Source organism: Streptomyces sp. NPDC006691, assembly GCF_042869955.1.
Lineage (GTDB): Bacteria > Actinomycetota > Actinomycetes > Streptomycetales > Streptomycetaceae > Streptomyces.
The window spans coordinates 423,143-440,741 of record NZ_JBIAGW010000002.1; the positions used below are offsets into that span (position 1 = coordinate 423,143).

Below are 17,599 nucleotides of genomic sequence, written 5' to 3' on the forward strand. Positions count from 1 at the left end.
GACTGGAGCCGGAGCCGGAGCCGTCGCGCTCTGCGCGAACGGAGAGTCGCCCCCGGCGGCACCCGTTCGACGTGGGCGTCCATAACCTTGGTGATAACCTCTAACCAGACCTGGTTGCTGTGGTCGCGAGGATGTGGAGAGGTGGCTGGTCGTGGCGGAATCGGGTGGCGCGGGAACCCCGCGGGAGCGGTATCGGGCGCAGGTGCGCGCGGAGATCATGCAGCACGCGTGGGAGCAGATCGGCACGGCGGGCGCCTCCGCGCTGTCGCTGAACGCGATCGCGAAGCAGATGGGGCTGAGTGGTCCGGCGCTCTACCGGTACTTCGCGGGGCGGGACGAGCTGATCACCGAGCTGGTCCGGGACGCCTACCGCAGCTTGGCCGACGCCCTGCGTGCGGTGGTCGACGGAAAGGTATCCGGCAAGGGCGTCCCCGGCGCGCCGCCCGCCACCGACCTCGCCAAGCTCGCTCACGCGCTGCGCGGCTGGGCCCTGGAGGATCCCAATCGTTACTTCCTCGTCTACGGCACCCCCGTGCCGGGCTATCACGCTCCCGATGACACCACCGTCATCGCCGACGAGATCATGCGCATGCTCCTCGACGCCTGCATGGCGCTCCCGGCGGATCGCGAACCGGCGCCCTTCGCGGCCCACCTCGCCGAGCACCGGCAGTGGGCCGAGGGCCATACCGCCCCGCCGGCCGTCCTCCACAAGGCGATGACGTTCTGGACCCGGTTGCACGGAGTGCTGTCCCTGGAAGCCGCGGGTCACTTCAACGGAATGGGCTTCGACCCGGCCCGGCTCTTCGACGCCGAACTCGACGATCTCCTGCACGGCTAGCCCAAATGGCTTGACGGCAGGGCGAGTTGAGGGACGGTCGGTCATCGTTGGCCTCCCCGCCGCTCGGCCCCGCCGCCCCGCCACCGCTCGGCCCCGCCGCCTCACCACCGCTCCGCACCGGGCCGGCTCCGGCAGGCGCCGCCTCACCGATACAGCGCGTCCACCTCGGCCTCGTACGCCTCCTCGATCGCCCGGCGCTTCAGCTTCAGGGACGGGGTGAGCAGGCCGTGTTCCTCGGTGAACTGGTGGGCCAGTATGCGGAACGTACGGATCGACTCCGCCTGCGAGACCAGGGTGTTGGCGGCGACCACCGCGCGGCGAACCTCGGTCTCCAGATCGGGATCGCGGACCAGCTCGGACGGGGTCAGCGGCGGTTTGCCGCGCATGGCGAGCCAGTGGTCGATGCCCTCCTGGTCCAGGGTGACCAGCGCCGCGATGTACGGGCGGTCGTTGCCGACCACGATGCACTGGGCGACCAGGGGATGCGCCCGCACGCGTTCCTCCAGGGCGACCGGCGACACGCTCTTGCCGCCCGAGGTCACCAGGATCTCCTTCTTGCGCCCGGTGATGGTGAGATAGCCGTCCTCGTCCAGCGCGCCGATGTCCCCGGTCGACAGCCAGCCGTCCCTGAGTACGGACTCGGTGGCCTTCGGCTCGTTGAGGTAGCCGGAGAAGACCTGCCCGCCGTGGACCCACACCTCGCCGTCGTCGGCGATGTGGACCGTGGTGCCCGGGATGGGCTGCCCGACCGTGCCGTACCGGGTGCGCTCGGGAGGGTTGGCGGTCGCGGCGGCCGTCGACTCGGTCAGGCCGTAGCCCTCGTAGACGGTGACACCGGCACCCTCGAAGAAGAGGCCGAGTCGGCGCCCCATACTGGAGCCGCCCGACATGGCGTGCCGCACCCGCCCGCCCATCGCCTCGCGGACCTTCCCGTACACCGTTTTCTCGAAGAACTGGTGCTGCATGCGCAGCGCCGCCGAGGGGCCGGGTCCGGCGCCGAAGGCCTTCTGCTCCACGGCCTCCGCGTACTTGACCGCGATGTCCACGGCCTTGTCGAACGGCCCGGTCTTGCCCTCGGCCTCGGCTCTGCGCCGGGCCGCGTTGAAGACCTTCTCGAAGATGTACGGGACCGCGAGGATGAAGGTCGGACGGAACGACCGGAGGTCGGGCAGCAGCGCGGAGGCGGAGAGGGCGGGCTGGTGCCCCAGTTTCACCCGGCCCCGGATCGCCGCGACCTCCACCATGCGCCCGAACACATGGGCCAGGGGCAGGAAGAGGAGCGTGGACGCCTCGTCGCCGGGCCGTGAGTGGAACACCGGCTCCCAGCGGGAGATCAGCATGTCGGTCTCGAACATGAAGTTGGCGTGGGTGATCACACACCCTTTGGGGCGGCCTGTGGTGCCCGAGGTGTAGATGACGGTCGCCACCGACTCCGGCGTCACGGCCCGCCGGTGGCGGTGGACCACCTCGTCGTCGATGGACCCACCCAGCCCGAGCAGCCCGTCCAGTGCGCCGGTGTCCAACTGCCACAGCCGTTTCAGGTGGGGGAGGCGGTCGACGACCGAGCCGATCGTCATCGAGTGGTCCTCGTGCTCCACCACGCAGGCCGTGGCCTCGGAGTCGTGCAGCATCCAGAAGACCTGCTCGGCGGAGGACGTCGGATAGATCGGGACCGGCTGGGCGCCGATCGTCCACAGGGCGAAGTCGAAGAGCGTCCACTCGTACCGGGTGCGGGCCATGATCGCGACGCGGTCCCCGAATCGCACTCCATCCGCGATCAGCCCCTTGGCGAGGGCGAACACCTGGTCCCGGAACTGGGCCGAGGTCACCTCCTGCCACTGCCCCCTGTCGTCCTTGCGGCAGAGGGCGATGCGCCGCGGGTCGTCCAGGGCATGGTCGAAGACGGCGTCCGCCAGTCCGCCGACCTGAGGCGCCGCGTCCATGGGTGGGACCGTGAACTCGCGCAATGACCTGCCTCCCTCCGGGGTGGCCACTCCCGGTGGCGCTCCGCACAGCGCGGTGACCGTACCCCACGGGCAAGTCCGGTGGCAGGGGTCTTCTGCAAGTCGAGACGTACGACGTCTTCACAGGTCAGCGGCCGAAACAGGCCCACATGGGGACTGCTCGGGCACTCAGCTGACTCAAAGACAGGCTCTGCGCAAGGCAATCTCCACGGAATCTGTACGCTCCGGTCACCCTCGGCCCACGGCTGCACCGCGTTTGCTCCGGACCACGCTCCGTGGTGAGAGCGCGTTCATGAGGGGCTTGACCCGCGGTCGACCCGACCTGCTCCCCGGTGCAGCCGGTCGCCGCCCGTCAGGATCGCCGAGGCCAGCGCGCCCGCGGCCTCCTGTGCGGCCGAGCCTCTGCGGTTGTGCAGCAGGACGAAGTCGACGCCGCCGAGGTCCGGAAGGCCCGCCCGCGGCGGCAGGGGGTCGAGGCCGGGCGGGATCAGGCCACGGGTGTGGGCCATCACGCCGAGGCCGGCCCGGGCCGCCGCGATCAGACCGCTCAGGCTGCCGCTCGTACAGGCGATGCGCCAGGCACGCCCGTGTTCTTCCAGGACTTCCAGCGCCCGCGCCCTGGTGATGCCGGGCGGCGGAAACAGGATCAGCGGGACCGGGCGCTCCGCGTCGAGCCGCAGGCCCGGCGCCCCGATCCAGCACAGCTCGTCCGTCCACACCAGTTCGCCGTGACTGTCGCCGTCCCGCCGTTTGGCGAGCACGAGGTCGAGGCGGCCCGCTTCGAGACGCCGGTGCAGGGTGCCGGACAGCTCGACCGTCAGCTCCAGATCGACCTCGGGGTGGTCGCGGCGGAAGGACTGGAGGATCTCCGGCAGCCGGGTCAGGACGAAGTCCTCGGAGGCGCCGAACCGCAGCCGGCCGCGCAGCCGCGTCCCGGTGAAGTAGTTGGCGGCCCGCTCGTGCGCGGCCAGGATCGTCCGGGCGAAGCCCAGCATCGCCTCGCCGTCCTCCGTCAGCCGCACACTGTGCGTGTCACGGCTGAAGAGGAGCCGCCCGGCAGCGTCCTCCAGACGCCGCACATGCTGGCTCACCGTCGACTGCCGCAGTCCGAGCCGCCGTGCGGCCTGCGTGAAGTTCAAGGTCTGCGCGACGGCGAGGAACGTCCGCAGCTGGGTGGCGTCGTACATTCCTCCACGCTAGCGCCGGTCATCGCGGAATGTGATGACAGTGAGAGTGGTGTACGGGATTCCCGATAGAGGGAACGGGGAGGACCATGGGGAGGGCACGCGCACGTACGCAACCGAACTGCCCGCCGACCGAATACCACGCCGACCGAATACAGAGACATGCCGAGCACGTAGACGTCCCGAGCACATATAGGTCCCGAACACGTGTAGGTCCCGAGCACGTAGACGTCCCGAACACGTAGACATCCCGAGCATGTAAGTGGAGCACATGAGCCGCCGTACCCCGAGGCTGCCGTCCTGGCTGCCGGTCGATCCGTACATCCTGGCGCTGCTCGGCACGGTGGGGCTCGCGGCCCTGCTGCCCGCGTCCGGGGCGGCGGCCCCGGTGGCCAGTGGCGCCTCGACCGGAGCCGTCGCCCTGCTCTTCTTCCTCTACGGTGCCCGGCTCTCCACCCGCGAGGCGATGGACGGCGTACGCCACTGGCGGCTCCACCTCACGGTACTGGCCTGCACGTTCGTGGCGTTCCCCCTGCTCGGCCTGGCGGCCAGGGGGCTCGTCCCGTTCGTCCTGACGCCGGACCTCTACAACGGTCTGCTCTTCCTGTGTCTGGTGCCGTCCACGATCCAGTCGTCGATCGCGTTCACCTCGATCGCCCGTGGCAACGTGCCCGCCGCGATCTGTGCGGGCTCCTTCTCCAGCATCGCCGGAATCGTGGTCACACCGCTGCTCGCGGCCGGCCTGCTCGGCAACAGCGGGGGCGGTCTCTCGGCGGACTCGCTCCTGAAGATCGTGCTGCAACTGCTGGTGCCGTTCGTGGCCGGCCAGTTCCTGCGCCGCTGGGTCGGCGGCTTTCTCGTCCGGCACAAGAAGGTGCTCGGGTACGTGGACCGGGGCTCGATCCTGCTGGTCGTGTACAGCGCGTTCAGCGAGGGCATGGTGCGCGGCATCTGGCACCAGGTGAGCGTGGTCAGGCTCGGCGCGCTGCTCCTCGTGGAAGCCGTCCTGCTGGCCGCGATGCTCGCGCTGACCTGGTACGGGGCGAAGCGGCTCGGCTTCGACCGGGGCGACCGGATCGCGATCCAGTTCGCCGGATCGAAGAAGAGCCTGGCCGCCGGACTCCCCATGGCCAGCGTCCTGTTCGGCGCCCAGGCCTCACTCGCGGTACTGCCGCTGATGCTGTTCCATCAGATGCAGCTGATGGTCTGCGCGGTGATCGCCAAGCGCCGTGCCCGTGACCCGCTGCCCGAGCTGCGGCCCGCGGCGGCGGACCCGGCTCCGGCCGGGCAGGGCAGCGGCTCGGGCGTTCGGGCGGGGAGCTAGGGAACGTTCGTGAAGGCGGCCCGGCCTGCCGCCTTCACGGCTGGTTCCGGCTCAGCCTCTGCACCTGGTTCAGGGGCAGTCTCTACACCTGGTTCCGGCTCAGCCTCTGCACCTGGTTCAGGGGCAGCCTCTCCACCTGGTCCCGGGTCAGTCGCCACACCTGGTCCACGCCGGTCTCGGCCGGGGCGAGGGACTCGTTGGGGCGGCGCTCGTGCACGGTGAAGCCGAGCCGGGCGGGCACGGCCGCGCTCGGCAGGTTGGCGGCGTCGTGCACGATCTCGATGACGTCGACCCCCGGCAGCCGGAAGGCCAGCTCCGTCAAAGCCCGGACGGTCCGGGTGGCCAGGCCGCGGCCGGTTGCCGCCGGGTGCAGCCAGTACCCGATCTCGCGCAGATCGTCCTGGCTCTCATCACGCCGGAACAGTCCGCACATCCCGACGATGGCACCGTCGAGGGTGATCGCGTAGGCGTAGGCCGCACCGGACGCCCACAGCTCGGTGCGCTTGGACAGGAAGTGGGCGGTGCTGTCCCGACTGTGTTCGGACACCCAGGGCATCCAGGGGCGCAGGTGTTCCAGGGACTCGTCGATGACGCGAAACAGCTCCGCGAGGTCCGCCTCACCGGCGAACGCGCGCAGCGTGAGCGTGTCGTCCAGCCTGATGACCAGAGGTGGTGGCTCCATGCGGTGATGATCTTACGAAGGGGTGGTCGAAGGCAACGGAATTCGACGCCCTCCGGCTTCCGGCTCCGCCCCCGTGCCTCGCACTCCGCGGCCCCGCCCCAGGCCTGCGCCTGCTCCGCCCCCGGGCCTGCTCCGCCCCCGGGCCTGCCCCCCCGGGCCTGCTCCGCCCCCCCCCGGGCCTCCTCCGGCCCCCCGTTCCCCGAGCCGTCCGCCCCCAGGTCACCGTGCGGGCATGGCCAGAACAGGTCCCCGGTCTCCGGTCTGGATCATCGGGGCCGGTACGGTGCCGCCATGACCGCACTCGAAGGCGAGCCCGCCCTTCTCGACCCCGCGCACACCGCGCTCGTCCTCGTCGATCTGATGGACCGGATCACCGCGCTGCCCCTCGCCCCCCGCTCCGGGGATCAAGTGGTGCACGTATCAAGGGAGTTGGCGGAGGGCTTCCGGGCGGCGGGGGCGACCGTCGTGCTGGTGCGGGTGGAACGGCCCGGTGTTGCCGTGCAACCGCCGGGCAGTGATCTCGTGGCCGGACTCGCGCGGGACGGCGATCTGGTCGTGGTGAAGCGCACCGTAGGCGGCTTCCACCGGACCGGTCTGCACGAGTCGCTCGCCGAACGCGGCGTCACCACCCTCGTGTTCGGCGGCATCGCCACCAACCTCGGCGTCGAGTCGACGGCCCGCGCCGCCGCCGACCACGGCTATGAGCTGCTGTTCGTCGAGGACGCGATGGCGGCCCTGACCGAGGACGAGCACCGGGCCGCGGTCGCCCTGAACTTCCCGCGCCTGGGCCGCGTCGTCGCCGCGGCCGCAGTCGGGTTCGGCTGAGCACATGCCCAAGTTCTCGATAGCCGCGGCCGGTTCACGCCCCTGCACCCTGGTCGTCTGCCGCGGCTGCTGCTGCGGCGACGCCCGCAAGACCCCCGGCACCGACCATGCGCGCCAGTTGGAGCGGCTGCGCGGTGCGGCCGCCGAGTCCGGTGGCCGGATCGCCGTACGTACCACCGACTGCCTCGGCCCCTGCGGCCAGGCCAATGTGATCGTGGTGCAGCCCTCCGGCCGGGCCCGCCAGAGCGGGGCCCGCGCGGCCTGGATCGGCTGGGTCCTCGACGACGACGCCACCGACGACATCCTGGCCTGGGCCGAGCAGGGTGGCCCCGGGGTCGCCGAGCCCCCGGCCACCCTCGCCCTCCAGATGATCCCGGCCCCCGCCGAGGCCCGCAGGCGGGTGCGCTAGAGCTCCGCTCCGGCGGCGGGCCCCGCCGGTGGGATGCGCCGGTGGGCCTCGACGGTGGGATGCGCCGATGGGCTTCGACGGTGGGAAGGCCCGGCCGGCGCAGGGGGCGCTCCCCGCCGGCCGGGCCGCTCGGTCGGAGCGGGGTCAGACGCCCGAGCGCAGGGTGATGCGCTCGTCCCCCGCGTACACGTTCATGGAGCTGCCGCGCAGGAAACCGACCAGTGTCAGGCCCGACTCGACGGCCAGGTCCACGGCCAGCGAGGACGGCGCGGAGACGGCGGCGAGGACCGGGATGCCCGCCATGACCGCCTTCTGGGCGAGCTCGAACGAGGCCCGGCCCGACACGAGCAGGATGCAGCGCGCCAGCGGAAGCCGGTCGTCCTGGAGAGCGCGACCGACCAGCTTGTCGACCGCGTTGTGGCGGCCCACGTCCTCGCGTATGTCGAGCAGTTCGCCCTCCGGCGAGAACAGCGCCGCCGCGTGCAGACCCCCGGTCCGGTCGAAGACCCGCTGCGCCGCACGCAGCCGGTCGGGGAGGCTCGCGAGCAGTTCGGGCTCCACCCGGACCGGGGGAGTGTCGGCGATCGGGAAGCGGGCCTGCGTGCGGACGGCGTCCAGGCTGGCCTTGCCGCACAGGCCGCACGAGGACGTCGTGTACACATTGCGTTCGAGGGTGATGTCGGGGACCTCGACGTCCGGAGCGAGCCGCACATCGACCACGTTGTAGGTGTTCTGTCCGTCCTCCGTGGCTCCCGCGCAGTACACGATGGACCGGAGTTCGCCCGCGGTGCCGAGCACCCCTTCGCTCACCAGGAACCCGGCGGCGAGCGCGAAGTCGTCGCCGGGGGTGCGCATCGTGATCGCGAGCGGCTTCCCGTTCAGCCGGATCTCCAGCGGCTCCTCGGCCACCAGGGTGTCCGGGCGGGCCGACACCACCCCGTCCCGGATGCGGATGACGCGGCGGCGCTCGGTGACCCGTCCCATGTCCTCAGTCCCTCGGTCGCTCTCGTCGAACTCGTCGGGTTCGCACTGTCGTCAGTTTCGCGTCTGCACGTGCTGAAAGCCGAATCGCCCCATGATGCAGAGGTTGCCGTGGGTCACCGGGTTGTCGTGCGGCGAGGTGACCCTTGACGATCTCATTGTCCTGCACCTGAGAGGTGCGGTCGCCGCCGACGCCGGAGTACGCGCACACGGTGGGTGTCCCCGTCTGCGCCCCTCGTGCCGGGTGCCGGGTGCCGGGTGCCGGGTGTCTGATGCCCAGTGCCCGCACGGCGGACTCGAACGTGAAGGAGAGTGGGCGCCCCGGGTTCATGCGGCGCCGCGGGTGTCGGACGTCCGGGCGAGGAGGTCGGCGAGCGCGTGCACCGCGCGCAGGGTCGGGACGGGGGTGTCGGTGAGCGCGGCGAGTTCGACGACGGCCGCGAGCAGCACGTCGAGTTCGAGCGGCTTTCCCTTCTCCAGGTCCTGGAGGGTGGACGTCTTGTGCTCGCCGACGCGTTCGGCGCCCGCGATACGACGCTCCACTGAGATCGTCGGATGACAGCCGACGGCCGCCGCGACGGCGAGGGTCTCGCGCATCATCGACTCGACGAGCGAGCGGGTGTCAGGGTGCCGGCAGATCTGTGCCATCGTCGCGCGGGCCAGCGCGCTGATCGGGTTGAAGGAGATGTTGCCGAGGAGCTTGATCCAGATGTCGTTGCGCAGGTCCGGCTCGACGGGACACTTGAGACCCCCGGCCTGCATGGCCTCGCTGAAGTCGAGACAGCGCCGCGAGACGGTGAGGTCGGGCTCGCCGATGGAGAACCGGGTGCCCTCCAAGTGCCGTACGACGCCCGGCGATTCGATCTCAGTGGCCGCGTAAACCACGCAGCCGATCGCGCGGGCCGGCGGCAGGGTCGCGCTCACGGCGCCGGCCGGGTCGACGCTCTCGATCCGGCGGCCGGTGTGCGGGCCGGGCAGCCCGTGGAAGTACCACCAGGGGATGCCGTTCTGGGCGGCGATGACGGCCGTGCCGTCGTGCAGCAGCGGGCGCACCAACGGACCAGCCGTGGCATACAAGTTGGCCTTCAGGCCGAGCAGTACGTAGTCGACCGGGCCGATCTCGTGGGGGTCGTCGGTGGCGGTGGGCCGGGCGGTGAAGTCGCCGCGCGGACTGATGACCCGCACCCCGTCGCGGCGCAGCGCCGCCAAGTGCGGCCCGCGGGCGATGAGATGGACGTCGGCACCCGCGCGGTGGAGCGCGGCCCCGACATATGCGCCGATGGCACCGGCGCCGACAACTGCGACTTTCACGGGGCTCTCCGTTCGGTGGAGGGACCGGGGACTGGGGACCGGGGGCCGGGGGCCGGGGGCCGGGGTGCTGATGTGTCGACGAACGGGCAGCGGCCACGGGCGGATCAGTGGCCGGTGAGGACGGTCGTCCCCGGGAGGTGCGGCATGGAGGACGGTCGTCCCCGGGAGGCGCGGCCGAGGGGGCGTTCGTCCCCGGGAGGTGCGGCAGCGGATCGGCTTCTACGGGAGAGGAGGCAGAACGGGGAGGGGGAACGCGGAACGCGAAGGCGGGCGCGGAAGACCGGCCCGCCATTGGTTGTCGACAGAATATTGTCTACAGTATGCGGATGGGCTTTCCCTGGGGTCAAGACGCGTGACGCGCCCCGTCCGCGGCTGGCGGGGGTGAAACGCTGACACAAGGCTCCAAAGGTGCGGCAGTGAATCCTGTTGGATCTCGCGCCCCTGTACCCATCAGTAGCCACGAAGACTGGATGGCTCCGGATGTCAGCAGTAAATGCTCGTACCGAGGGGATCCGCCATGACCGGCATGCGAGGCTCACGTCTTGTCGCAGTCGGGCACTACCAGCCCGCCAAGGTGCTCACCAATGACGACCTCGCCGAGCTGGTCGACACCAGCGACGAATGGATCACCAGCCGGGTCGGCATCCGCACCCGGCATGTCGCGGGGCCCGATGAGCCCGTGGACGAACTGGCCGCGCATGCGGGAGCGAAGGCGCTGGCCGGCGCGGGCCTGACACCCGCCGACATCGATCTGGTCCTGGTCGCCACCTCCACGGCCATCGACCGTTCCCCGAACACGGCGGCCCGGGTCGCCACCCGCCTCGGCATGGGCTCGCCCGCGGTCCTCGACCTCAATGTGGTCTGCGCCGGGTTCACCCACGCCCTGGCCACCGCCGACAGCCTGGTGCGCACCGGCACCGCCCAGCGCGCCCTCGTCATCGGCGCCGACAAGATGACGGCGGTGACCGACTGGAGCGACCGCAGCACCTGCGTCCTGGTCGGCGACGGCGCGGGCGCGGCGGTCGTCGAGGCGAGCGAGGAAGCGTTGATCGGCCCGGTGCTCTGGGGTTCGGTGCCGGAGATGGGCCACGCGGTACGGATCGAGGGCACCCCGCCGGTGTTCGCGCAGGAGGGCCAGTCCGTCTACCGCTGGGCCACCACCCAGCTGCCGCCCATCGCCCGCCAGGTGTGCGAGCGCGCGGGGCTCACCCCCGAGGACCTCGCCGCGGTGGTGCTGCACCAGGCCAACCTGCGGATCATCGAGCCCGTCGCGCGGAAGATCGGCGCCGTGAACGCGGTCATCGCCCGCGATGTCGTCGAATCCGGCAACACCTCGGCGGCCAGCATCCCGATGGCCCTGTCCAAGCTGGTGGAGCGCGGCGAGATCACCACCGGCGACCCGGTCCTCCTCTTCGGCTTCGGCGGCAACCTGTCCTACGCGGGGCAGGTCGTACGCTGCCCGTGACACACCCCGTGACACACTCTGTGACCCACTCCGTGGGACGCCTGCCCGGCCAGGCCCGGCCAAGGGCACCGCGCGTACGTGCTTCCCGTGACCCGGCTGCGCTCAACCGGCCAGGCGCTTGCGCCAGTCCAGCCGGCTGACGTCGAGGGCGCGGCCGGGATCGCCGTTCCACTCGACCGACAGGCCGCACCGCTCCAGCGCGGCCACCACTTCGTGGCCCACGGAGGCGGTGGTCTCCGGCAGACCGTCGAACCCGCCGTAGTGCAGGGTCAGTCCGTGTCCGGAGGCCGCCGCGTCGGTGCTTTGGGAGTGGAAGTACACGAAGCCGCGAGCCCGTGGCGAGCCCGCCGCACCGATCTCCGACTGGCCGCAGGAACGGCAGCAGGTGAAGTTCTCCCGCGCGGTGATGCCCGTCGCCTCCAGCGCGGCGAAGGCCCGGGTGAGCCGCTCGGGGTCGGTCTCGCCCTGCCAGGTGGCCTGTTCGGCCACGCGCTCCAGCCACATGCGATCCACCAACTGCTGTGCCTGCGCGAGCGATATGGGGTGGACTCCATCCGACACCAGATAGTCCTCGGCCAGCTCAGCGAGCTCCGCCCGCGTCGCATAGCCACCCGTCATGACCTCACGGATGCGGGCTTCGAGCAGTACCCGGTCCTCATCGGTGAGGTCCAACTCGGCTATGGCCGACGGGGGTTCGAACGCCACCCGCTCCCACTCAAGCCCCGCGTGCCAGTCCTCGCGGGCGCGGGCCCACTCGGTCATGGCGGCGATCACCGGGCCCGACGAGCCGAGCGTCGTCCGGAAGTGCCGGTCGTACGCCCCGTCGCGGTACTCCAGCGAGTAGGACCCCGGCCCCGAGGCCGAGCCCGGCCCCGACGCCGCCGATCCCGAGGCCGAGCCCGGCCCCGACGCCGCCGATCCCGAACCCGATCCCGAGCCCCTGCCCGTGCTTTCGCTCTCGTGCCACACCTGCACGAACACGTCCGGACGATCCGGTATCCGCTGGAGCACCAGGAACCGGTCGCCACCGGCACCGATCCGACGCACCAGATCTGCCAGTTGACCTGCCGTGACCCTGCTGTGCCGTCGGCCGTTCTCCGTGTCCACCGTGATCGCGAGCATGTGGCCAACTGTCGCACCCGCCACTGACAACGCCCTCGCGACGGCCCCCGCCACTGACAACCCCCCTCGCGGAAGCCTCCGTACCGGCCCCGGCACGGCCCGGCCCCCGCATGGCCCCCGCATGGCCCATGTCAGGACCCCGTACGGGAGGAACCACTTGGCCCTGCCATCGGCATCAGAGGCATCAGAGGCATCAGAGCCAGCGCCGGGCCGCCTCCACGCTGTCGCCCCCGCTGGTGTTGAACGCGATCGCGGCATCCGGAGCGTGCCGGCGGACCAGGTTCACCACCAGCTCGAAGAACGTGAGCAGCGGTTCGGGCTTGCGGATGCCGCCGCCGATGACCACGACGTCCCACGCGCGCTCGGTCAGCGCGGCCACCACCGTGGACTCGGCCGTGTCGTCCAGCGTGATCAGCGCCATGGACGCCTCGATGCCGTGCGCGGCGAACCGGGCCAGTTCCTCGTCGAGGAGGGGGCGTAGGACGTCCCCGTCCAGTTCGGGGACGGTGTGCGGGTCGATGCCGAGAATCAGAGTGGAAGCCATGCTCCGATGGACGTCCGGACGGGCCGCCGGGTTGCGCCCCGCGGGCAGACGGCCGTCGGTGTCGGGGGGACCGTGCGAGGGTGAGGGGCGCACAAAGAGTGACATGTGGCATTACTGCGGATGCCGGGACATCCCCCTCATCATCAAGGAGTTCATCGCCGAACACGAGCGCGTCGCCGATGCGGCGGACGACGCCCAACGGGCGCTCGCCGCGGGCGATACGGAGCGGGCCCGGGAGCTCGTCGCCTTCATGGCGGCCGAGCTGGAGACCCCATTGGCGGGGCGAGGAGTGGAACCTCTCGACGGCCGCCTGGCGCGAGGCCCGTCCGGGTGCGTGACCGAGGTTGCGCAGAACGTGGATCAGGCCGAACCGCGCTCCCGTGCGACCGGATTCGGCCGGAGGATGTGCTGGGGGATTGCGCTCGGTAGACTGTAGACGATAACCAATCTGCATGGCCGGCCGAACGCCCGTGGTGCAAGAGGGGGAAGCGATGTTGTCCGCAGGACTGCCGCAGGGAACCGTGCCCAAGCTGGAGCGGCCCGGGCCGCTGCGCGAGCGCGTCTACGAAGCCCTCCTCGAACTGATCACGACCCGCGCCCTGCGCCCCGGCCAGCATCTGGTCGAGAGCGAACTCGCGGGCCACCTCGGGGTCTCCCGGCAGCCGGTGCGCGAGGCGCTCCAGCGGCTGAACACCGAGGGGTGGGTCGACCTGCGGCCCGCGCAGGGCGCGTTCGTGCACGAGCCCACCGAGGAGGAGGCCGACCAGCTGCTCTCGGTGCGTACGCTCCTGGAGGCCGAGGCGGCCCGGCTCGCCGCGGCCAACTCCGGCTCGGCCGGGATCACGGCCCTGGAGCAGCTGTGCGCCAAGGGCGAGCAGGCCGTCGCGGACGACGACGTGGACCTGGCGGTGGCGACCAACGCCGAGTTCCACGCCAAGGTCATGGAGCTCGCCGGGAACGTGGTGCTCGCCGAGCTCGCGGGCCAGGTCGACCGGCGGGTGCGCTGGTACTACACGCCGGTCGCCCGCCGGCGCGGCAAGCAGTCCTGGATCGAGCACCGGGATCTGATCGCCGCGATCTCGGCGCGCGACGAGCGCCGCGCCACGGAGGTCATGCGTGCCCACACCGAGCACACGCGCACGACTTACCACGAACGGTCCGACCGGACCTGACCGCGCCGAGCCGACGCCGATGCCGTTGCCGTTGCCGACGATGATGCCGTTGCCGTTGCCGTTGCCGTTGCCGATGCCGGCACGGGTGGGGCAGGGGTCGTGACGCGGCCGCCCCGGACTGTCCCAGCTCCGGGGCGGCCGTACACGCAAGGCGCCTACACCACCTCACGGCTGATGGGCTGGGGGTTCGCCGCGATGTCGCGCACCCGGGTGCGGCCGGGCTGGCGCAGCAGCAGGGCGATGGCGGCCGCCGCCATGGAGATGCCGCCGGCCAGGGCGTACGCCCCGTCGTAGCCCCACGCGTCGACGACCATGGAGCCGAGGCCGCCGCCGAACAGGCCGCTCACCAACTTGCCGCTGTAGACCAGGCCGTAGTTGGAGGCGTTGTAGTTCTCGCCGAAGTAGTCCGGGGTCAGTGCCGCGAACATCGGGTAGAAGGCGCCGCCGCCGAACCCCGAGACGAAGGCGAAGAGCAGGAACAGCCACTCGCTGTGCAGATGGCCCGCCCAGATCACGCCGAACTGCGCGAGGCCGAGGACCACGATCACGAAGACCAGGGTCACCTTGCGGCCCCACAGGTCGGACAGCCAGCCCACCACCGCCCGGCCGACTCCGTTGATGACCGCCATGAGGCCCATGGACGTGGCGGCGACCAGCGGGCCGAAGCCGACCTCCTTGGCGTAGTCCACCTGGAAGGAGATGCCGAAGATGGACACGCCCGCCGTCATCACGACGGTGATCCACATCAGGGGCAGCATGCCGGTCCTGATCGCCTCCTTCGGGGTGTACTGCTTGGTGGCGGGCGGGTTCTTCGCGAGGCTCGCCGCGCTCTTGGCGTTGCCGGAGAAGTCCAGCGGGTCGAGCTCGGCCGGCCACCAGTTCTTCGGCGGATCCTTGAAGAACCAGGCGCAGACGCCCACCACGATCAGGACATAGACACCGATGAGGTCGAGGACCTGGTGGTAATTCCCGGTGTCGAAGGCGTAGTTGAAGATGAAGATGAAGGGCAGCGAGCCGTAGGCGAAGCCGCCGTTGACGAAGCCGGTCCTTGCGCCGCGTCGCTCCGGGAACCACTTGCCCACCATGTTGATGCAGGTCGCGTAGATGAGCCCGGAGCCGATGCCGCCCACCACGCCGAAGCCGAAGATCGCGGCCAGGACGTCGTGCAGATGGGAGAGGGCGAGGAACCCGGCGAGGCACAGTGCCGCGCCGACGTACATGGCCCGTCGTGCGGTGAGGATTCCCTTCTCCCGCATCCAGCCCGCGGGGAAGGCGATGCCCGCCTGGAAGAACACCCAGACGCTGAGGATCCAGAAGGTGTTGCTCTGCGTCCAGCCGTGCGCCGCGGAGAGCGTGTCCTCGGCGGATCCGTAGGCGTACTCGGACACGCTGATCGCCATCATCGCGACCCACGGCAGATACACCATCAACGCGCGGCTGTGGCCCAGCAGATCGCGGTCGCTCTCGCCGACGCGATACACCCGGCCCTTGCTGTCCGTCACTTCGCGGTACGCGACACCCGCCGCGTGCCGCGGTTCACCGGATGTGGAACTGTCGCTCATGATCGTCCCCTTGGCGTCGAAAGAACCTGGCCAGCGCCCCCTGTCCAAACCCTTCGTGCTGGGCACGTGCCTAGGTGAGCAGCCCCGCGGCCCGTGCCCAGCGGTACTTCGCACCGAGCACCGCGACCGGCTTCTCGGTGGTGTAGGGGTAGGCGACGACACCACGCTCGAAGAGGTGGGCGCAGGCTTCCTCGACCTCGGTGTCACCGGCGAGCGAGGCCACCACGGGCTTCTCGACGCCGCGCGCCCGGAACTCCTCGACGACCCGCGCCGTCAGCTCCGCGAACACCATCGGCGGGGTGACGATGGTGTGCCAGTAGCCGAGGACGAGCGCGTGGATGCGCGGGTCCTCCATGCCGAGCCGGATCGTCGCCTCGTACGTGGCCGGCGGCTCGCCCCCGGTGATGTCGATCGGATTGCCCGCGGCCCCGAACGGCGGAATGAACGCCCTGAAGGCGGCGTCCAAGTCGGCCGGGATCTCCATGAGTTGGAGCCCGTTGTCGACGATCGCGTCCGACAGGAGCACCCCGGAGCCACCCGCGCCGGTGATGACGACGACGTTGTCGCCCTTCGGGGCGGGCAGCACCGGCAGGGCCCGTGCGTACTCCAGCATCTCGTTGAGGCCGGGCGCCCTGATCACCCCCGCCTGGCGCAGGATGTCGTCGTACACCGCGTCGTCGCCGGCCAGTGCCCCGGTGTGTGAGCCGGCTGCCCTGGCGCCGGCGCCGGTGCGGCCGGCCTTGAGCACCACGACGGGCTTCTTCGGCACGGTCGCCCGGGCCGCTTCGACGAAGGCCCGGCCGTCCTTGAGATCCTCCAAGTGCATGGCGATGCAACGGGTGTTGGGATCCTCGCCGAACCAGGTCAGCAGGTCGTCCTCGTCGAGATCCGCCTTGTTGCCGAGGCCCACGATCGCCGAGACCCCCGTCCTGGTGGAGCGGGCGAAGCCGAGGATCGCCATGCCGATACCGCCGGACTGACTCGTCAGGGCGACCGGGCCCTTCACGTCGTACGGAGTGCAGAACGTGGCGCACAGGTCGTGCCAAGTCGAGTAGTAGCCATAGATGTTGGGCCCGAGCACCCGGACTCCGTGGCGCTCGGCGATGGCCACGATCTCGTCCTGGAGGGCCTGCTCGCCGGTCTCGGCGAAACCGGAAGGGATGAGCACCGCGTTCGGAACCCCCTTTCGGCCCACCTCCTCAAGGGCCGCCGCGACGAATCGGGCGGGGATCGCGAAGACCGCCACATCCACCTCACCGGGAACGTCCGTGACACTCTTGTACGCCTTGCGGCCCTGGATGTCATCGGCCCGGGGATTCACCGGATGGATCTCTCCGGAGAAACCTCCGTCGACGAGGTTGCGCATGACCGCATGGCCTATTTTCCCCGGCTCGTTGGAGGCGCCGATCACCGCGACCGAGCGCGGCCGCATCAGTCGGCGCATCGAGCACAGGATCTCCGCACGGCTGTATGTGCGCCGGGGCCTCGCCACCTCCGTGCTCAGCAGGATCCGGATGTCGACGGCCACCGCGCTCTCGGGCGTGGCGATCACCGGGTTGAGGTCGACCTCCGCGATCTCGGGGAAATCCGTGACCAGTTGGGACACCCGGCGGATCTGTTCCGCCAGCGCCCACCGGTCCACGGCCGGCGCGCCGCGCACCCCGCGCAGGATCTCCGCCGCACGTATCGAGTCGAGCATCGACAGCGCCTCGTCGGCGGTGACCGGGGCCAGCCGGAACGTGATGTCCTTCAGGACCTCGACCAGGACCCCGCCGAGCCCGAACGCCACCACCTTGCCGAAGGTGGGGTCGGTAACCGCGCCGACGATCACCTCCTGTCCCGGCGGCAGGAGTTGCTGCACCTGTACGCCGTCGATCCGGGCTTCGGGCGCGTAGGCCCGGGCGTTCTCGACGATCCGATGGAAGGCGTCCCGCACCTCGGCCGCGCCCTCCACACCGACCACCACCCCGCCCGCATCCGTCTTGTGCGGGATGTCCGGCGAGACGATCTTCAGTACCGATCTGCCGCCGAGCCGTGCCGCGTGCGCCACGGCCTCGTCGACGTCCCGCGCGAGCGCCTCGCCCGGCACCGCGATCCCGTAGGCGTCCGCGATCGTCCGGCCCTCGGGCGCGGTGAGTGCGGTGCGCCCCTCCGCCCGGACGGCGGCGAGCAGTTCCCGCACCGCCGCACGCTCCTGTGCCTCGACTTCGACCATC

At 70.8% G+C, this 17,599-nt stretch carries 16 protein-coding genes and 1 pseudogene; 7 read left to right on the forward strand and 10 right to left on the reverse strand.

The window, feature by feature from the left end; translation table 11 throughout:
* The first annotated feature begins 151 nt into the window (after positions 1–151).
* Positions 152–838 carry a TetR/AcrR family transcriptional regulator gene (locus ACFYNP_RS05405; RefSeq protein ID WP_388782840.1) on the forward strand — a complete coding sequence of 229 codons (687 nt, stop codon included), beginning with the start codon at positions 152–154 and terminating at the stop codon, positions 836–838.
* Between the two features lie 143 nt (positions 839–981).
* Here the strand turns inward: ACFYNP_RS05405 and ACFYNP_RS05410 are convergent, their stop codons facing one another.
* Positions 982–2,781 carry an AMP-dependent synthetase/ligase gene (locus ACFYNP_RS05410; RefSeq protein ID WP_388782843.1) on the reverse strand — a complete coding sequence of 600 codons (1,800 nt, stop codon included), beginning with the start codon at positions 2,779–2,781 and terminating at the stop codon, positions 982–984.
* A 311-nt stretch (positions 2,782–3,092) separates the two neighbouring features.
* Complete coding sequence (locus ACFYNP_RS05415) at positions 3,093–3,989, reverse strand: LysR substrate-binding domain-containing protein (RefSeq protein WP_388404131.1); 897 nt, start codon at positions 3,987–3,989, stop codon at positions 3,093–3,095.
* A 268-nt stretch (positions 3,990–4,257) separates the two neighbouring features.
* Here ACFYNP_RS05415 and ACFYNP_RS05420 point away from each other — a divergent pair, with 268 nt between their 5' ends.
* Complete coding sequence (locus ACFYNP_RS05420) at positions 4,258–5,310, forward strand: bile acid:sodium symporter family protein (protein WP_388782846.1); 1,053 nt, start codon at positions 4,258–4,260, stop codon at positions 5,308–5,310.
* A gap of 82 nt (positions 5,311–5,392) precedes the next feature.
* Here the strand turns inward: ACFYNP_RS05420 and ACFYNP_RS05425 are convergent, their stop codons facing one another.
* Positions 5,393–5,992, reverse strand: coding sequence for a GNAT family N-acetyltransferase (locus ACFYNP_RS05425; protein WP_388782848.1), 600 nt, complete (start codon positions 5,990–5,992; stop codon positions 5,393–5,395).
* Between the two features lie 291 nt (positions 5,993–6,283).
* Here ACFYNP_RS05425 and ACFYNP_RS05430 point away from each other — a divergent pair, with 291 nt between their 5' ends.
* Positions 6,284–6,817, forward strand: coding sequence for an isochorismatase family protein (locus ACFYNP_RS05430; RefSeq protein ID WP_388782851.1), 534 nt, complete (start codon positions 6,284–6,286; stop codon positions 6,815–6,817).
* A 4-nt stretch (positions 6,818–6,821) separates the two neighbouring features.
* Positions 6,822–7,226, forward strand: coding sequence for a (2Fe-2S) ferredoxin domain-containing protein (locus ACFYNP_RS05435; protein WP_388404141.1), 405 nt, complete (start codon positions 6,822–6,824; stop codon positions 7,224–7,226).
* A gap of 144 nt (positions 7,227–7,370) precedes the next feature.
* Here the strand turns inward: ACFYNP_RS05435 and fdhD are convergent, their stop codons facing one another.
* The 3 genes and pseudogenes from fdhD to ACFYNP_RS05450 all read right to left on the reverse strand — a co-directional run bounded on the left by fdhD (position 7,371) and on the right by ACFYNP_RS05450 (position 9,731).
* Entirely contained in the window at positions 7,371–8,210 is an 840-nt protein-coding gene (gene fdhD, locus ACFYNP_RS05440; protein WP_388404144.1) for a formate dehydrogenase accessory sulfurtransferase FdhD, read from the reverse strand.
* Positions 8,211–8,261: 51 nt separating this feature from the next.
* Positions 8,262–8,532: pseudogene (locus tag ACFYNP_RS05445) on the reverse strand (hypothetical protein); the annotation flags it as partial.
* 2 nt (positions 8,533–8,534) lie between these two features.
* Positions 8,535–9,731: a 2-dehydropantoate 2-reductase gene (locus ACFYNP_RS05450; RefSeq protein WP_388783306.1), complete on the reverse strand. Its 1,197-nt coding sequence runs from the start codon at positions 9,729–9,731 to the stop codon at positions 8,535–8,537.
* A gap of 313 nt (positions 9,732–10,044) precedes the next feature.
* Here ACFYNP_RS05450 and ACFYNP_RS05455 point away from each other — a divergent pair, with 313 nt between their 5' ends.
* Complete coding sequence (locus ACFYNP_RS05455) at positions 10,045–10,983, forward strand: beta-ketoacyl-ACP synthase III (protein ID WP_388405193.1); 939 nt, start codon at positions 10,045–10,047, stop codon at positions 10,981–10,983.
* Positions 10,984–11,085: 102 nt separating this feature from the next.
* Here ACFYNP_RS05455 and ACFYNP_RS05460 read toward each other — a convergent pair whose 3' ends face one another.
* Both ACFYNP_RS05460 and ACFYNP_RS05465 read right to left on the reverse strand, forming a co-directional pair.
* On the reverse strand, positions 11,086–12,105 hold the full coding sequence (locus ACFYNP_RS05460; protein WP_388782853.1) for a DUF6891 domain-containing protein: 1,020 nt from the start codon (positions 12,103–12,105) through the stop codon (positions 11,086–11,088).
* Between the two features lie 193 nt (positions 12,106–12,298).
* A complete protein-coding gene (locus ACFYNP_RS05465) occupies positions 12,299–12,649 on the reverse strand; it encodes a hypothetical protein (protein WP_388404149.1) in 351 nt (116 codons plus the stop codon).
* A 103-nt stretch (positions 12,650–12,752) separates the two neighbouring features.
* Here ACFYNP_RS05465 and ACFYNP_RS05470 point away from each other — a divergent pair, with 103 nt between their 5' ends.
* Both ACFYNP_RS05470 and ACFYNP_RS05475 read left to right on the forward strand, forming a co-directional pair.
* Complete coding sequence (locus ACFYNP_RS05470; protein ID WP_388782855.1) at positions 12,753–13,085, forward strand: hypothetical protein; 333 nt, start codon at positions 12,753–12,755, stop codon at positions 13,083–13,085.
* 55 nt (positions 13,086–13,140) lie between these two features.
* Positions 13,141–13,821 carry a GntR family transcriptional regulator gene (locus ACFYNP_RS05475; RefSeq protein WP_388782857.1) on the forward strand — a complete coding sequence of 227 codons (681 nt, stop codon included), beginning with the start codon at positions 13,141–13,143 and terminating at the stop codon, positions 13,819–13,821.
* A 155-nt stretch (positions 13,822–13,976) separates the two neighbouring features.
* Here the strand turns inward: ACFYNP_RS05475 and ACFYNP_RS05480 are convergent, their stop codons facing one another.
* Together ACFYNP_RS05480 and ACFYNP_RS05485 are read right to left on the reverse strand one after the other, a co-directional pair.
* Positions 13,977–15,383, reverse strand: a complete 1,407-nt coding sequence (locus ACFYNP_RS05480) for an OFA family MFS transporter (RefSeq protein ID WP_388782860.1) — start codon at positions 15,381–15,383, stop codon at positions 13,977–13,979.
* 70 nt (positions 15,384–15,453) lie between these two features.
* Positions 15,454–17,598, reverse strand: coding sequence for an acetate--CoA ligase family protein (locus ACFYNP_RS05485; RefSeq protein ID WP_388782862.1), 2,145 nt, complete (start codon positions 17,596–17,598; stop codon positions 15,454–15,456).
* Position 17,599: the final 1 nt, after the last annotated feature.

What these genes read in the sequence shown, in the direction of transcription:
- ACFYNP_RS05410 (WP_388782843.1), bottom strand. Translation starts at nt 2,781, where the DNA reads ATGGACGCGGCGCCTCAGGTCGGCGGACTGGCGGACGCCGTCTTCGAC.
- ACFYNP_RS05415 (WP_388404131.1), bottom strand. Translation starts at nt 3,989, where the DNA reads ATGTACGACGCCACCCAGCTGCGGACGTTCCTCGCCGTCGCGCAGACC.
- ACFYNP_RS05420 (WP_388782846.1), top strand. Translation starts at nt 4,258, where the DNA reads ATGAGCCGCCGTACCCCGAGGCTGCCGTCCTGGCTGCCGGTCGATCCG.
- ACFYNP_RS05425 (WP_388782848.1), bottom strand. Translation starts at nt 5,992, where the DNA reads ATGGAGCCACCACCTCTGGTCATCAGGCTGGACGACACGCTCACGCTG.
- ACFYNP_RS05430 (WP_388782851.1), top strand. Translation starts at nt 6,284, where the DNA reads ATGACCGCACTCGAAGGCGAGCCCGCCCTTCTCGACCCCGCGCACACC.
- ACFYNP_RS05435 (WP_388404141.1), top strand. Translation starts at nt 6,822, where the DNA reads ATGCCCAAGTTCTCGATAGCCGCGGCCGGTTCACGCCCCTGCACCCTG.
- fdhD (WP_388404144.1), bottom strand. Translation starts at nt 8,210, where the DNA reads ATGGGACGGGTCACCGAGCGCCGCCGCGTCATCCGCATCCGGGACGGG.
- ACFYNP_RS05455 (WP_388405193.1), top strand. Translation starts at nt 10,045, where the DNA reads ATGCGAGGCTCACGTCTTGTCGCAGTCGGGCACTACCAGCCCGCCAAG.
- ACFYNP_RS05460 (WP_388782853.1), bottom strand. Translation starts at nt 12,105, where the DNA reads ATGCTCGCGATCACGGTGGACACGGAGAACGGCCGACGGCACAGCAGG.
- ACFYNP_RS05465 (WP_388404149.1), bottom strand. Translation starts at nt 12,649, where the DNA reads ATGGCTTCCACTCTGATTCTCGGCATCGACCCGCACACCGTCCCCGAA.
- ACFYNP_RS05470 (WP_388782855.1), top strand. Translation starts at nt 12,753, where the DNA reads ATGTGGCATTACTGCGGATGCCGGGACATCCCCCTCATCATCAAGGAG.
- ACFYNP_RS05475 (WP_388782857.1), top strand. Translation starts at nt 13,141, where the DNA reads ATGTTGTCCGCAGGACTGCCGCAGGGAACCGTGCCCAAGCTGGAGCGG.
- ACFYNP_RS05480 (WP_388782860.1), bottom strand. Translation starts at nt 15,383, where the DNA reads ATGAGCGACAGTTCCACATCCGGTGAACCGCGGCACGCGGCGGGTGTC.
- ACFYNP_RS05485 (WP_388782862.1), bottom strand. Translation starts at nt 17,598, where the DNA reads ATGGTCGAAGTCGAGGCACAGGAGCGTGCGGCGGTGCGGGAACTGCTC.